14 protein-coding genes are annotated in these 12,642 nt (G+C 65.1%); 9 read left to right on the forward strand and 5 right to left on the reverse strand.

Annotated elements, in window-relative coordinates:
- The first annotated feature begins 169 nt into the window (after positions 1-169).
- The 5 genes from ACSFB7_RS30990 to ACSFB7_RS31010 all read left to right on the forward strand — a co-directional run bounded on the left by ACSFB7_RS30990 (position 170) and on the right by ACSFB7_RS31010 (position 4,560).
- Complete coding sequence (locus ACSFB7_RS30990; protein ID WP_435476169.1) at positions 170-1,417, forward strand: hypothetical protein; 1,248 nt, start codon at positions 170-172, stop codon at positions 1,415-1,417.
- Positions 1,417-1,752, forward strand: a complete 336-nt coding sequence (locus ACSFB7_RS30995) for a hypothetical protein (protein ID WP_435476170.1) — start codon at positions 1,417-1,419, stop codon at positions 1,750-1,752. The genes ACSFB7_RS30990 and ACSFB7_RS30995 overlap by 1 nt, the downstream gene beginning before the upstream one ends.
- Before the next feature lie 398 nt (positions 1,753-2,150).
- A complete protein-coding gene (locus ACSFB7_RS31000; protein ID WP_435476171.1) occupies positions 2,151-3,398 on the forward strand; it encodes a hypothetical protein in 1,248 nt (415 codons plus the stop codon).
- A 43-nt stretch (positions 3,399-3,441) separates the two neighbouring features.
- Positions 3,442-3,597: a hypothetical protein gene (locus ACSFB7_RS31005; RefSeq protein WP_435476172.1), complete on the forward strand. Its 156-nt coding sequence runs from the start codon at positions 3,442-3,444 to the stop codon at positions 3,595-3,597.
- A gap of 168 nt (positions 3,598-3,765) precedes the next feature.
- Positions 3,766-4,560: an alpha/beta fold hydrolase gene (locus ACSFB7_RS31010; protein ID WP_435476173.1), complete on the forward strand. Its 795-nt coding sequence runs from the start codon at positions 3,766-3,768 to the stop codon at positions 4,558-4,560.
- Positions 4,561-4,588: 28 nt separating this feature from the next.
- On the opposite strand, the gene ACSFB7_RS31015 is transcribed toward ACSFB7_RS31010, so the two are convergent.
- The 5 genes from ACSFB7_RS31015 to ACSFB7_RS31035 are packed head-to-tail and all read right to left on the reverse strand — an operon-like array spanning position 4,589 to position 9,054.
- Positions 4,589-5,386: an SDR family NAD(P)-dependent oxidoreductase gene (locus tag ACSFB7_RS31015; protein WP_435476174.1), complete on the reverse strand. Its 798-nt coding sequence runs from the start codon at positions 5,384-5,386 to the stop codon at positions 4,589-4,591.
- A gap of 20 nt (positions 5,387-5,406) precedes the next feature.
- Positions 5,407-6,393: a Bug family tripartite tricarboxylate transporter substrate binding protein gene (locus tag ACSFB7_RS31020; protein ID WP_435476175.1), complete on the reverse strand. Its 987-nt coding sequence runs from the start codon at positions 6,391-6,393 to the stop codon at positions 5,407-5,409.
- 53 nt (positions 6,394-6,446) lie between these two features.
- Complete coding sequence (locus ACSFB7_RS31025; RefSeq protein ID WP_435476176.1) at positions 6,447-7,256, reverse strand: SDR family NAD(P)-dependent oxidoreductase; 810 nt, start codon at positions 7,254-7,256, stop codon at positions 6,447-6,449.
- On the reverse strand, positions 7,253-8,368 hold the full coding sequence (locus ACSFB7_RS31030; protein ID WP_435476177.1) for a LacI family DNA-binding transcriptional regulator: 1,116 nt from the start codon (positions 8,366-8,368) through the stop codon (positions 7,253-7,255). Before ACSFB7_RS31030 ends, ACSFB7_RS31025 begins: the two co-directional genes overlap by 4 nt.
- Positions 8,365-9,054: a carboxymuconolactone decarboxylase family protein gene (locus ACSFB7_RS31035; protein ID WP_435476178.1), complete on the reverse strand. Its 690-nt coding sequence runs from the start codon at positions 9,052-9,054 to the stop codon at positions 8,365-8,367. The genes ACSFB7_RS31030 and ACSFB7_RS31035 overlap by 4 nt, the downstream gene beginning before the upstream one ends.
- 154 nt (positions 9,055-9,208) lie before the next feature.
- Here ACSFB7_RS31035 and ACSFB7_RS31040 point away from each other — a divergent pair, with 154 nt between their 5' ends.
- The 4 genes from ACSFB7_RS31040 to ACSFB7_RS31055 all read left to right on the forward strand — a co-directional run bounded on the left by ACSFB7_RS31040 (position 9,209) and on the right by ACSFB7_RS31055 (position 12,587).
- Positions 9,209-9,787: a VOC family protein gene (locus ACSFB7_RS31040; RefSeq protein ID WP_435476179.1), complete on the forward strand. Its 579-nt coding sequence runs from the start codon at positions 9,209-9,211 to the stop codon at positions 9,785-9,787.
- Between the two features lie 138 nt (positions 9,788-9,925).
- Entirely contained in the window at positions 9,926-10,321 is a 396-nt protein-coding gene (locus tag ACSFB7_RS31045; RefSeq protein ID WP_435476180.1) for an acyl-CoA thioesterase, read from the forward strand.
- Positions 10,318-11,484 (forward strand): bifunctional 2-methylcitrate synthase/citrate synthase, encoded by a 1,167-nt coding sequence (gene prpC / locus ACSFB7_RS31050; protein WP_435476181.1) that lies wholly within the window; start codon positions 10,318-10,320, stop codon positions 11,482-11,484. The genes ACSFB7_RS31045 and prpC overlap by 4 nt, the downstream gene beginning before the upstream one ends.
- 119 nt (positions 11,485-11,603) lie before the next feature.
- A complete protein-coding gene (locus ACSFB7_RS31055) occupies positions 11,604-12,587 on the forward strand; it encodes a tripartite tricarboxylate transporter substrate binding protein (RefSeq protein ID WP_435476182.1) in 984 nt (327 codons plus the stop codon).
- Positions 12,588-12,642: the final 55 nt, after the last annotated feature.

Below are 12,642 nucleotides of genomic sequence, written 5' to 3' on the forward strand. Positions count from 1 at the left end.
CTGTACCGGCGCCGACGCACCTCTTGACCGTTTGCCATCATGTCCATCTATTCCTTCGTGGACAGGATCGTTACCGCCAGCGCCCGGGTGTTCAAGATGGGATGGCCAGCCCCTTACCCTGCTCGCGCAGGGCCCAACGCAAGAACAACCTGGTTACGGATCTTCATCAATGAACTCACGCCGAACTTTGATGCAGGGAACAGTCCTAGGACTGCTCGACTTCCTCGGCTTGAACAAACAGGCCGCAGCCATGGGGCAACGTCCTCCGCCGCAGCCTTCTGGCGTTGTCTTGCGCAATGGAGGCTGGCCGCAAGGCGCCGTTGCGCAGTTGATCGCAGGGAACGTCATTACGCCGCTGAGACACATCGCATACTCCGCCGACTGGTTTCTGGCGAAACTGCTGGTTCTTGGCCCCGAAGGTCAGCCTCCGAAAGCGTTCAGGGCCACGGTAGTGAATCGCTCCGAAACCCTGACATCTCTCGACTATGCGGAGGTGTATGTTTCCAATATCGCCGGCAGCTATTCCCTGCCAGTCAGCTACTACAACCAGACCGTCGAGGGCTATCACATGGCCCTGTGGAATGGCGTAAAGATGAATGGGTTGCAGGTCATCACCTCGTTGCCCGAAGAAGTGACAGCCGAGCAAGCGCAGCAGATCTGGTTTCGCGCCTATCTGCACTATGGAGAAACCTCCAAACCCACGCTCACATCTGTCCCCGGCCTGTCGGGTTGGAACAGCCTTTCGGCTGCATGGAACTTGATCGCCACGCCCGAAGCCAAGGCCGTCTGGCTCACCAGCTCGGATGCACCCAGTCGCCCCAAGGACGAGCAGCCCAACGAGTCCGGAGTGCAATTGATCGTGGGCCATCCGGCCTACGAGAGCGGGCGCAAACCACTGGCCTATTTCACCGCCCCTGTGGTCGTCAAGAACAACGATGCCAAGCCCAGCTATCCCCAGGAGCGCAAACGCGTTGCCGCGTTGCGCGAGTCGGTCGAGCAGGTCTGCGCTGCCGCAGGCCTCAAACCCGCTGATGTCGGCACCTTCATGCGCGACAGCGGCGGGGGGTCACGTGAAGCCGCCACGCGCCTGTCGGATACCGCAGCCGCACTTTCTCCGTTGGCGCCCAAGCTCGACACGTTGAAGGACACGCTGGACATGACCTCGCTGCTGGGCGACCTCGGCGCATCGACAGTGAACTACTCACTGCTGATGGCCGCCTTCGCGTGCCACGAACGCAAGCACCCTGTGCTGTATCTATCCAGCCGAGATCCCGAAGCAGGCTGGGCCATGTTGGTCTTGCCATCGCCCGACTATTCGGCGACCGACGTGGCCCGACGCAACCGCGACGTGGACTACGGAAAACAGTACAACCGACCTTGGTGGGGCGAACGCAAGGACGGCAAGGCGGACTACTGATGAATGTGCCTCCTGGCGGTTCGGGTCTTCTTCGCGCCATCGCGACAAGCATGTTGCTGGTCGTTGCCTTCGGTGGTTGCGCCAACTCCTTGTCGGAAAGGCAATACACCAACACAGGCTACGACGATGAGAACTACGACTTGCGGCTCTGCTGGAAGAAATTCGTTCTTCGTCGTGCGACTGACAATCGCCCGATGCCCAAGGAACGGTACGAAGTTCGGGATGTCCACAATGCCCTGGTGAGCACTGGTGTCACCAACGAAAAAGGGGAAACCATACCCGTGCGCTGCCACCCCGATGGTCCCCTCAAGATGATTCCCGTGTATCCACGGTAAATACCTGAGTCGAGGCCAGTCGAGCTGTTGGCGCCCCTTACGCCAAGCAGACTGCTGATGGCGCTCTACCACGACTCACCTCTCGGGTTCGTTGTCGACCGACGTCCGAACTAGCCTGTGCATCTGTAGATCAGATTTCTTCTGTTCGCAATAGCACTGGCCGTTGGATGCGATGGCCAATTTGGAAGTGCCCCATGACCGCTCCCGCCACTGATTGGCAGGCTCTCGAATTCACTTGCACGCACGAGAAAGACCTCTTCCTCTGAAGCACACATCCTCGAATACCAATCGATGATTTAAGAAGGGGCAGGCGATCTCAAATTGGAAATGCGGACTCCCATACAGAGGAGCGCATGCCAATACAAAAGCAAGAGCAACCTGATTACGGATCTTCATCAATGAACTCACGCCGCACTTTGATGCAGGGAACAGTCATAGGACTTCTCGACTTCCTCGGCTTGAACAAACAGGCCGCAGCCATGGGGCAACGTCCTCCGCCGCAGCCTTCAGGCGTTGCCTTGCGCAATGGCGGCTGGCCGCAAGGCGCAGTTGCGCAGTTGATCGCGGGCAATGTCATCACGCCGCTGCGGCACGTCGCCTATTCGGCCGACTGGTTCTTGGGCAAGCTGCTCGCGCTCGGTCCCGAGGACACACCCCCAAACCCGTTCAGAGCGACCATTGTCAATACATCAGGCACCGTACCCCTCGTAGGCTACGTGGAAGGGTATATCTCCGATCTTGCGGAGAGCTACTCTCTTCCCGTGAGCTACTTCGATCAGACGGTCGAGGGCTACCACATGTTTCTGTGGAATGGCGTGAAGATGAAGGGGTTGCAGGTGGTCACCTCGCTGCCTGATAGCCTGACACCGGAAGAGGTGCAGAAGCTCTGGGACTACGCCTACCTGTCCTACGGCAACGTCTCCAAACCAACACTCACATCCACCCCTGGCCTGTCAGGTTGGAACGGCCTGTCGGCTGCATGGAACTTGATCGCCACGCCCGAGGCCAAGGCCGTCTGGCTCACCAGTTCGGATGCCCCCAGTCGCCCCAAGGACGAGCAGCCCAACGAGTCCGGCGTTCAATTGATCGTGGGCCATCCGGCCTACGAGAGCGGGCGCAAACCACTGTCCTATTTCACCGCCCCTGTGGTCATCAAGAACAACGATGCCAAGCCCAGCTATCCCCAGGAGCGCAAACGCGTTGCCGCCTTGCGTGAGTCGGTCGAACAGGTCTGCGCTGCTGCAGGCCTCAACCCCGCTGATGTCGGCACCTTCATGCGCGACAGCGGCAGGGGTTCGCGTGAAGCCGCCACACGCTTGTCGGATACCGCAGCCGCACTTTCTCCGTTGGCACCGAAGCTCGACATGTTGAAGGACACGCTGGACATGACCTCGTTGCTGGGCGACCTTGGCGCATCGACAGTGAACTACTCACTGCTGATGGCCGCATTTGCCTGCCACGAACGAAAGCACCCTGTTCTGTATCTGTCCAGCCGGGATCCCGAAGCAGGCCACGCCATATTGGTCTTGCCATCGCCCGACTATTCGGTCACGGACGAAGCCCGACGCGATCGATTGATCAAGTACGGAAAACAAACAAACCGACCTTGGTGGGGCGAACGCAAGGACGGCAAGGCGGACTACTGATGAATGTGCCTCCGGGCTCGAGTCTTCTTCGCACCATCGCCTGATGCCCAAGGAACGCGACGAGATTCGGGATATCCGCGGTGTCCTGGTGGGCACTGGCGTCACCAACGAAAAAGAGGAAACCATCCCTGTGCGCTGCCACACCGAGGGTCCTCTCAAGATGATTCCGGTCTATCCACGGCAGCTACCTGCATCGTAGGTCCGCCGACCACACCCTCATTCAATCGAACAGTCCATACAGCAAGCCCATCCCGACCGTCGGGCGATACGCGCGCGGTATCGGCTGTTTGCTGCAATGCGGCATCAACGGCCGTGCATGCGTTCGCGGTTTGTGCCTAACATCGCCTCACTACAGGAGACGACAAACATGCCTTACGCACAGGTCAATGGACAGGAGCTCTACTACGAAGACAGCGGCGGCGACGGCCCCGTGATCGTGCTCTCGCACGGCCTGCTGATGGATGCCAGCATGTTCGAGCCGCAGGTGGCTGCGCTCAAGCCGCACTATCGCTGCATCGTGTGGGACGAGCGTGGCCACGGCCGCACCGCCACCGATACCTGCGCGCCCTTCACGTACTACGACTCCGCGAACGACCTCGCCGCCCTGCTCGAGCATCTGGGCGCGCGGCGCGCGGTCCTTGCAGGCATGTCGCAGGGCGGCTACCTGTCGCTGCGCTGCGCGCTGACGCATCCGGCGCTGGTACGCGCCCTGATCCTCATCGACACCCAGGCGATGCTCGAGGACCCGGCCCAGATGCCGCATCACCAAGCGCTTGTGGAAGACTGGACCCGCAACGGCCTGAGCGATGCGAATGCGGGCGTGATCGAAAGCATCATCCTCGGCGACGGATGGCCCGGCGCGGCCGCCTGGCGCGCCAAATGGAAGCAGACGCAGGTCGTCAACCTGCTGCAGTGCTTCACCACACTGGCCACGCGCGATGACATCAGTGCGCGCATTCCTGAGGTGACGGTGCCCGCCCTCGTCATTCACGGCGAGGCCGACAAGGCCATCGACCTGTCGCGCGCGATGGCCATGGTGGAGGCGCTTCCCAACGTGAAGCTCGTCACCGTGCCGGGCGCCGGCCATGCGGCCAACCTGACGCATCCTGACGAGGTCAATCCGGCGATTGCGAAATTCCTGCAGTCGCTGAACGGCAGCTAAGGGCCAACACGACGCCGGACAGGCCGGCTCAACTCATGTGCGCGCCGCCGTTCACATCGATGGTGGCGCCCGTGACGTAAGACGACAGATCGGACGCGAGGAACAGGCAGGCCCCTGCGATCTCGCTCGCATGCCCCGCGCGGCGCAGCGGCCAGCCGCTCGCGGAGGCGTGCTTCTCTTCATCCGTGCGCCCGCTGCGCGAGAAGTCCGTGAGGATGAGCCCCGGCGCGATCGCGTTGGCGCGGATGCCGTCCGGCCCCAACTCCCGCGCCATGGCACGCGTCAGCCCCAGCACGCCGGCCTTGGCCGCGCAGTAGTGCGCGCCGCCGAAGATGCCGCCGCCCTGCTGCGCCGACATCGAGGAAATGCAGACGATGCTCCCCTTGCGCTGCACACGCATCGCCGGCAACACCGCTTGCGACAGTTGCATGGTGCCGCGCAGCACGACGTCGGTGATGAGTGCGTAGTCGTCATCGGCAATGTCGGCCAGCCCGCGCTTTTGCGTGAGCCCGGCGTTGTTGACCAGCACGTCGATGCGGCCTTCGCCGGGTGCCCAGGCCAGCACTTTCGCGATCGCGGCGTCGCAGTCGCTGCGCTGCCGGACATCGCACGCAAGGCCCAGGGCCAGGCCTTCGCCGTTGCCGGCCACGTCGCGCGCCGCAGCCTGCGCCCCTTCGCCGTCGAGGTCCAGCAAGACGACGCGCGCCCCATGTTCGATGAAAAGATGGGCCGTGGCCTTGCCGATGCCGCGAGGACGCCCCGCGCCGGAAATGACGGCGGTGCAGCCTTGCAGCAGCCGCGACGAAGGAATGACAGGTGCCTGCATGCCGTGTTCTCTTTTCTTCTTCAATCGAGCTTGAGGTTGGCGTCCTGCGCCACCTTCTTCCAGACCTGCACATCGCGTGCATTGATGGCCGCCTGCTGCTCGCCCGGCACGAAGTCGACCGAGATGCCGAGATTGAGCAGCTTGGTGACCACCTCGGGCTCCTTGAGCGAGGCCTGCAGCGCACCCGCGAGCGCATCGCGCACCGGCTTGGGCACGCCGGCCGGCGCATACATCACCCAACTGAGCGTCTGGTCGAAATCGATGCCCTGCTCCTTGTAGCTGGCCACGTTCGGCACGCTGGGCGAACGTTGCGTGCACACGGCCAGGGCCTTGAGCTTGCCGTCCTTCACATAGGGCGTGCCCGTGGCCATGTCGACCAGCCCGACCTGGATGTGGCCGCCGAGCATGTCGCCCACGAGCTTCGTCGTGCCGTTGAACGGAACATGCTGCAGCTCAAGGCCCGCCTTCTGCGCCAGCACTTCGCCGCAGAAGTGGCCGGTCGAGCCGATGCCCCAGCTTCCGTACTGCACCGAGCCGGGCTTGGCCTTGGCGAGCGCGATGAATTCCTTGAGGTTGCTGGCGGGAAAGTCGTTGGTCGCGAGCACCAGGATCGACGAATTGCCGATGCGGCCGATGACGGAAAAGTCCTTCACCGGGTCGTATGGCAGCTTCGAGTACGTGGCCGGCGCCAGCACGTGCGTCGTCATGCCGCCGATCATGATGGTGTAGCCGTCGGCCGGCGCCATCGCCACCATGTGGGTGCCGAGCGTGCCCGCCGCGCCGACCTTGTTCTCCACGAAGATGCTCTGCTTGAGGCGCTTGCCCATCTGCTCGCCGAGCAGGCGGCCCAGCAGGTCGCCGCCACCGCCGGCCGCGAACGGCAGGATCATGCGGATCGGCTTGGAGGGATAGTCGCCCGCCGCTTGTGCCTGCGCCTGCGCGCCGGCCGGCAGCAGCGCGGCGCCCAGGCCCATCAGCAGGCCGAGGGCCAGCATCGTCTTCTTCATGGTTTGTCTCCAGGTGGTTGTCTTGTTGTTCCGCGCGCGCGGCTGCGGTTCGCTCAGCCGAGCGACACGCCGCCGTCCACCACCAGTTCCAGGCCGGTGACGTAAGCGGACTCGTCGGATGCGAGGAACAGCGCTGCGTTGGCGATGTCCTGCGGCGAACCCTGCCGGCCCATGGGGCAGCGGGCGTCGCGCTGCTGGCGGCCGGCTTGCGCGGCGGCCTCGTCCGGGTAGAGCGCCGCGGCATGCGGCGTGTCGATGAGGCCCGCGATGATCGCGTTGCAGCGCACCTGGTGCTGTGCGTACTGCCGCGCCACCACGCGCGTCATGTGGTTCAGCGCCGCCTTCGACGTGCTGTACGACAGGAACTGCATCGGGCTCCACTTGCGGCTGGCGATCGACGACATGTTGATGATCGAGCCGCCGCGCTGGCGGATCATGTGCGGCATGGCCTCGCGCGCGGCCAGCATCGCGCCGCGCAGGTTGATGGCGTGCACGCGGTCCCACGATTCCTCGGTGATGTCGAGCAGCTCGCCGAACTCCTCGATGCCCACGTTGTTGTGCAGCACGTCGATGCGGCCATGCAGCGACAGGCATGCATCGACCATCGCCCGCAACTGCTCGGCGCTCTGCACATCGGCCACGATGGCGCTCGCCTGTCCGCCTTCGGCTTCGATGCGGCGCACGGTTTCCTGTGCGGCATCGAGCGAGCGGTCGGCGCACAGCACGCGGGCGCCTTCGCGGGCGAAGGTGATGGCGCATGCGGCGCCGTTGCTCAAGGCCCCTGCCGGCGTGCCGGCGCCGACCACGATGGCGGCCTTGCCTTCAAGCCGCAACGGCTGCGGCGAACGGGCGGCGTTGTTCATTCCGCCGTCCGCTTGGTGGGCTTGCGCAACGGCACTGCCTCGCGCGGCGCCGGGCGCGGTGCAGCCGGCGGACTGCAGGACTCGCGCAGCACCATCTGCGTGGTGATGACGATGCGCTCCGCTTCCAGTCCGTCATGCGCCGGTGCCGTGGGCAGGCGCTTGAGCATCAGCTCGGCAAGCGCGCTGCCGACCGCGTCGAAGTCCCAGGTGAGCGAGGTGATGGCGGGCGAAAACAGTTGCGACAGGTCGGTGTCGCCGACGCTGATCACGCTGGCATCGTCGGGCGCACTCAGGCCCGAGTGGCGCAGCCCCTGCAACACGCCGGCCAGCAGCCGCGTGCCGAGACAGACGAAAGCGGTCGGCGGCTGCGGCGACGAGAGCAAGGCCAGCACTTCGCTGAATGCGAACTCCATCGCCGAGGGTTCGGCGCGAATCAGCCGTGGCTCCGGCTGCATGCCGCGCTCGGCGAACGCCGCGCGAAACCCGTCGATGCGTTCGCGCCCCGGCCGCACGGCCTTGCCGGGCGTGAGCAGCGCGATGCGGGTGTGGCCCAGATTCAGCAGGTAGCGCGTGGCCTGCAGCGCACCGTGGAAATGGTCCACATGCACGCCGCTGACGCCGGCGTTGAAGTCCCGGTCGAGCGCAACCACCGGCATGCCCTGCGCATGCAGCGTGTCCAGCAGCTCCGGGCGCTCCAGCTCGCAAGGGCCGAGGATCAGCCCGTCGACGCGGCGGCGCCGGAAAAAATCGATCATGGCGCGTTCGCGCGCGGCGTCGGAGTGCGTGTTGGCCAGCAGCAGCGCGCAGCCGTCGCGCTGCAGCCGCGCCTCCACCGCATTGACGATGCGGGCGTAGAGCGGGTTCGCCAGGTCCGACACCAGCAGGCCCACCACGCCGGTGCTGCGCGTGCGCATGCTCTGGGCGATGGCATCGGGCTCGTAGCCCAGCCGGTCGGCGGCGGCCTGCACGGCCGCGATGGCCGCAGGGCTCACACGGCCCGCGCGGTTGAGCGCACGCGAGGCGGTGCCGATCGACACGCCGGCCTGTTCCGCGACATCGCGAATGGTCGGCCTGCGGCCGGCGGCCGTGGGTGTCGGGCGGCGGGTGCTCACGATGCAGTGCCTCCGGCGCGGGGCGCCTCGGAAACGTCGGGAACGGCCGCCTGCGTCAGCCCCTCGGGAAAGCGCCGCGCGCCCTCTTCCAGCGGCACACCCGTGCTGTTGAGGAAGAACGCGGCCATGTGATAGAAGCTCGACGCCAGGATCAGCTCGACGATCTGGTCCTGCGGCCAGTGCGCGCGCAGCGCCTGCCAGGTGGCATCGCCCACGGTCGAGTGCGCGTGCAGCTCGTCGACCATGCGCACGATCACGCGCTCCTTCTCGGTCCACAGCGCATCGCTCATCGGCTGGCTCAGAGGCCCGAGCGTCAGCTCCAGCACCTGCGCTTCGCTGAGCCCGCAACGCTCGGCATAGATGCTCACGTGCATGCCCCATTCGTACTCGGAGCGCGTGAGCGCGCCGGTGCGGATGATCGCGATCTCGCGTTCGCGCTCGGACACCGCGCCCTTGAACAGCACCACGTGCGCCATCTGCTGGAACGCCGTGGCCAGTTGCGGTTCATGCGCCAGCACCAGCCGCAGGTTCTGCGGCGACAGCCCGCCCTTGAATGCACTGTTCCCCACTGCCTTGGCGACGGCATCGGTATAGGGCGGCGCACGCAAAGGCATGCGCGCCGACGCCGCGAGATCGTGGGCAGTGCTCGGGAGGGCAACGGCGGAAGTGAGGGGTGCAGCGGACATGGGCTTTGAATGAAGGGCTGTAGAAACGTTTCTACAAGCATTCAGTTTGCGCCTTGTCGATGTGCAGCCTCCATCCGTAAAAACCCGCTCCTACCTGATGAATCAACGAAGAACAATGAATGCGTAAACGTTTTTACATTCAGGAGATTTCTGCATGAGCATCCATTTCGGCGCCGCAAGGCAGGTGGGCTTCGTCGTGCGCGACATCGAGAAGGCCATGGCGCACTGGAGCACCGCGCTCGGCGTCGGCCCCTGGTTCTACAAGGAGGCGGTGGGCACCACGGAATTTCGCTACTACGGGCAGGAGTCGGCACTGCCCGCGTTGTCGATCGCGCTCGCCAATTCAGGCAGCCTGCAGATCGAGCTGATCCAGCAGCGCAACGATGCGCCCTCGCTCTATCTCGACACGCTGGCGCGCAACGGCGAATGCGCGCAGCACATCGCCTACTGGACCGAAGACCGCTTCGACGCCATGCACCTTCAGCTTCGCGAGGCCGGCTATGTGGAGGGCCATGGCGGGCGCATGGGCACGCGCGGGCGCTTCGCGTACTTCGTCCACCCTGACTTGCCCAGCGGGATGATCGAACTGTCGGAAACCACGGGCGGCAAGGGCGATTACTTCCAGCAGATCGCGGCCGTGGCCGAGGCGTGGGACGGGCGCACCGAGCCGATCCGCCGCGTGGCCGGCGCGACGGTGGACCTCACGCGCCCCTCTCACGCAAGCACCACCTGAGTTGCGCCCACGGGCACTGATGCCGCCCTTGTCCCATCGCCGAATTCACAACATTCGCAAATAGGCCTCCCTCCCCTTCGCAAGTCTTCGCCCTTTCAGTCCTTCTCCCCGAAGGCCTTTTTGCGTAGATTGCGAAGCATGACGACACCCGTTGGAACAACCGAACTTCGCGAGCTGGTGCTGCCGGTGCATGCCAATCACCGCGGCACGCTGTTTGCCGGCCAGGGCCTGCAACTGATGACCAAGGCGGCCTTTCTGGCCGCGCGCGGATTGGCGCAGCGCGAGGTGGTGATGGCCGGCGTGACCAGCGTCAGCTTTCTCTCGCCCGTGCCGGTCGGCCATCAGCTCATCCTGCGCGGATGGGTCAGCCGCATCGGCCGCTGTTCGATGACCGTGTGCGTGACCGGTCTGGCCGACACGCCCGGGGCACCGACGGAAGAAGTCCTCAAGGGCGTGTTCGAGATGGTGGCGGTCAATGCCGCCGGCCGCCCCGCTGCCATTGATCGCTCTTATCTGGACAAGGAAACCGCATGACCACCACGACCGAAACCGCCGCACCGGCAGGCTTCAAGCCCAAGAAATCCGTTGCCCTGTCGGGCGTGACCGCGGGCAACACCGCGCTGTGCACCGTGGGCCGCACCGGCAACGACCTGCACTACCGGGGCTACGACATCCTCGATATCGCGCAGGTCTGCGAGTTCGAGGAAATCGCCCATCTGCTGGTGCACGGCAAGCTGCCCACACGCGCCGAACTCAAGGCCTACAAGACGCGGCTGAAGGCCATGCGGGGCCTGCCGGCAAACGTGAAGGGCGCGCTGGAAAGCCTGCCCGCCGGCGCCCATCCGATGGACGTGATGCGCACGGGCGTCTCGGCGCTGGGCTGCATCCTGCCCGAGAAGGACGACCACAACCTGCCCGGCGCGCGCGACATCGCCGACCGCCTGATGGCTTCGCTCGGCTCGATGCTGCTGTACTGGTACCACTGGAGCACGCAGGGCAAGCGCATCGACGTGGAGACCGACGACGACTCCATCGGCGGCCACTTCCTGCACCTGCTGCATGGCCGCAAGCCCTCCGATGCCTGGGTGCGCGCGATGCACACCTCGCTGAACCTGTACGCCGAGCACGAGTTCAACGCCTCGACCTTCACCGCGCGCGTGATCGCCGGCACCGGCAGCGACATGTATTCGTCGATCGCAGGCGCGATCGGCGCCCTGCGCGGCCCCAAGCACGGCGGCGCGAACGAGGTGGCCTTCGAGATCCAGAAGCGCTACGACTCGCCCGACGAGGCAGAGGCCGACATCCGCCGCCGTGTGGAAGCCAAGGAAGTGGTGATCGGCTTCGGCCATCCCGTCTACACCGTGAGCGATCCGCGCAACGTGGTCATCAAGGGCGTGGCCAAGGAGCTTTCGGACGAGGCCGGCTCGGCCAAGATGTACGACATCGCGGAGCGGCTCGAATCGGTGATGTGGGAGGTCAAGAAGATGTTTCCCAACCTCGACTGGTTCAGCGCGGTGAGCTATCACATGATGGGCGTGCCCACCGCGATGTTCACGCCGCTGTTCGTGATCGCGCGCACCAGCGGCTGGGCCGCGCACGTCATCGAGCAGCGGGTCGACAACAAGATCATTCGCCCGAGCGCCAACTACACCGGCCCCGAGGACCTGAAGTTCGTGCCGATCGAAGCACGCGTCTGAGCTGCAAACGATCTCCAGTGTTCACGGGCATCTGAAGCCTGCGAGGTGCAAACTACGGTGTGCCGCCGCGATGGAGCACTGTCGCGCAACGCATGAACAACAACACTGGAGACAACCGCATGACCCTGAATCGCCGCGCCTTCACCTCCGCTGCCCTGGCCGGGCTGGCACTTCCCGCAGCCCGCCCGGGCTGGGCCCAGGATGCCTTTCCGAGCAAGCCGCTCAAGATCGTCTGCCCCTTCGCCCCCGGCGGAGGCTCCGACTTCATTGCACGCGTTGCATCGAACGTGCTCAGCCAGCGGCTGGGCCAGGCCGTGGTGGTGGACAACCGCCCGGGTGCCGGCGGCACGCTGGGCACCGAGTACGCGCTGCACACGCCCGGCGACGGCTACACGCTGCTGCTGGTCGCGGGCAGCTACACAGTCAACCCCTCGCTGTACAAGCTGCGCTTCGACCCGGTCGCCGACATGACGCCGGTGATCCAGTTGTCCAAGGGCGCCTACGTGCTGTGCGTCAACCCGGCCAAGGTGCCGGCGAAGAACCTGCAGGAACTGCTGGCCTATGGGCGGCAGAACCCCGGCAAGCTGACCTTCGCCTCGGCCGGCAACGGCAGCCACCTGCACATCGTGACCGAGTACATGTTCGGCATGGCGAAGGTCAAGGCCACGCATGTGCCCTACCGTGGCACGGGCCCGGCGGTCACCGACCTGGTGGCGGGCAACGTGGACATGCTGATCGCGGGCACGGAAGCGCTGATGCCGCATGTGCAGTCGGGCCGGCTGCGCGCATTCGCGGTCACCACGGCGCAGCGCCTGCAGGCCTACCCCGACATTCCCTCGATTGCCGAAGCCGGCAGCCTGCCCGAATACGACGTGGTGGCATGGCACGGCCTGATCGCGCCCAAGGGCGTGCCGCCCGCCGTGCTGGCCAAGCTCAACGGCGCGCTCGATGCCGGACTGAAGGCGCCCGAACTCAACGCCAAGCTCGAACCCACCGGCGTGTCGTCCGCGGGCGGAACCGCCGAGCACTTCGGGGCGCTGATCCGTGCGGAGATTCCGCGCTACGCCAAGGTCGTGAAAGACAACAACATCCGCTCTGAGTAAACCCGCTTCTTCTTCAAGAGGAAGCGCCCGGCGCAGCCTGCAACCTGCAACCTGC

The sequence above is a fragment of the Variovorax raffinosi genome (assembly GCF_051216615.1).
In the GTDB taxonomy this organism is placed as follows: Bacteria; Pseudomonadota; Gammaproteobacteria; order Burkholderiales; family Burkholderiaceae_C; genus Variovorax.

Bases quoted from the DNA above. Each gene is read 5' to 3' on its own strand.
- ACSFB7_RS31035 (WP_435476178.1), bottom strand. From the start codon at position 9,054: ATGTCCGCTGCACCCCTCACTTCCGCCGTTGCCCTCCCGAGCACTGCC.
- ACSFB7_RS31040 (WP_435476179.1), top strand. From the start codon at position 9,209: ATGAGCATCCATTTCGGCGCCGCAAGGCAGGTGGGCTTCGTCGTGCGC.
- prpC (WP_435476181.1), top strand. From the start codon at position 10,318: ATGACCACCACGACCGAAACCGCCGCACCGGCAGGCTTCAAGCCCAAG.
- ACSFB7_RS31020 (WP_435476175.1), bottom strand. From the start codon at position 6,393: ATGAAGAAGACGATGCTGGCCCTCGGCCTGCTGATGGGCCTGGGCGCC.
- ACSFB7_RS31025 (WP_435476176.1), bottom strand. From the start codon at position 7,256: ATGAACAACGCCGCCCGTTCGCCGCAGCCGTTGCGGCTTGAAGGCAAG.
- ACSFB7_RS31015 (WP_435476174.1), bottom strand. From the start codon at position 5,386: ATGCAGGCACCTGTCATTCCTTCGTCGCGGCTGCTGCAAGGCTGCACC.
- ACSFB7_RS31010 (WP_435476173.1), top strand. From the start codon at position 3,766: ATGCCTTACGCACAGGTCAATGGACAGGAGCTCTACTACGAAGACAGC.
- ACSFB7_RS30995 (WP_435476170.1), top strand. From the start codon at position 1,417: ATGAATGTGCCTCCTGGCGGTTCGGGTCTTCTTCGCGCCATCGCGACA.
- ACSFB7_RS31045 (WP_435476180.1), top strand. From the start codon at position 9,926: ATGACGACACCCGTTGGAACAACCGAACTTCGCGAGCTGGTGCTGCCG.
- ACSFB7_RS30990 (WP_435476169.1), top strand. From the start codon at position 170: ATGAACTCACGCCGAACTTTGATGCAGGGAACAGTCCTAGGACTGCTC.
- ACSFB7_RS31055 (WP_435476182.1), top strand. From the start codon at position 11,604: ATGACCCTGAATCGCCGCGCCTTCACCTCCGCTGCCCTGGCCGGGCTG.
- ACSFB7_RS31005 (WP_435476172.1), top strand. From the start codon at position 3,442: ATGCCCAAGGAACGCGACGAGATTCGGGATATCCGCGGTGTCCTGGTG.
- ACSFB7_RS31000 (WP_435476171.1), top strand. From the start codon at position 2,151: ATGAACTCACGCCGCACTTTGATGCAGGGAACAGTCATAGGACTTCTC.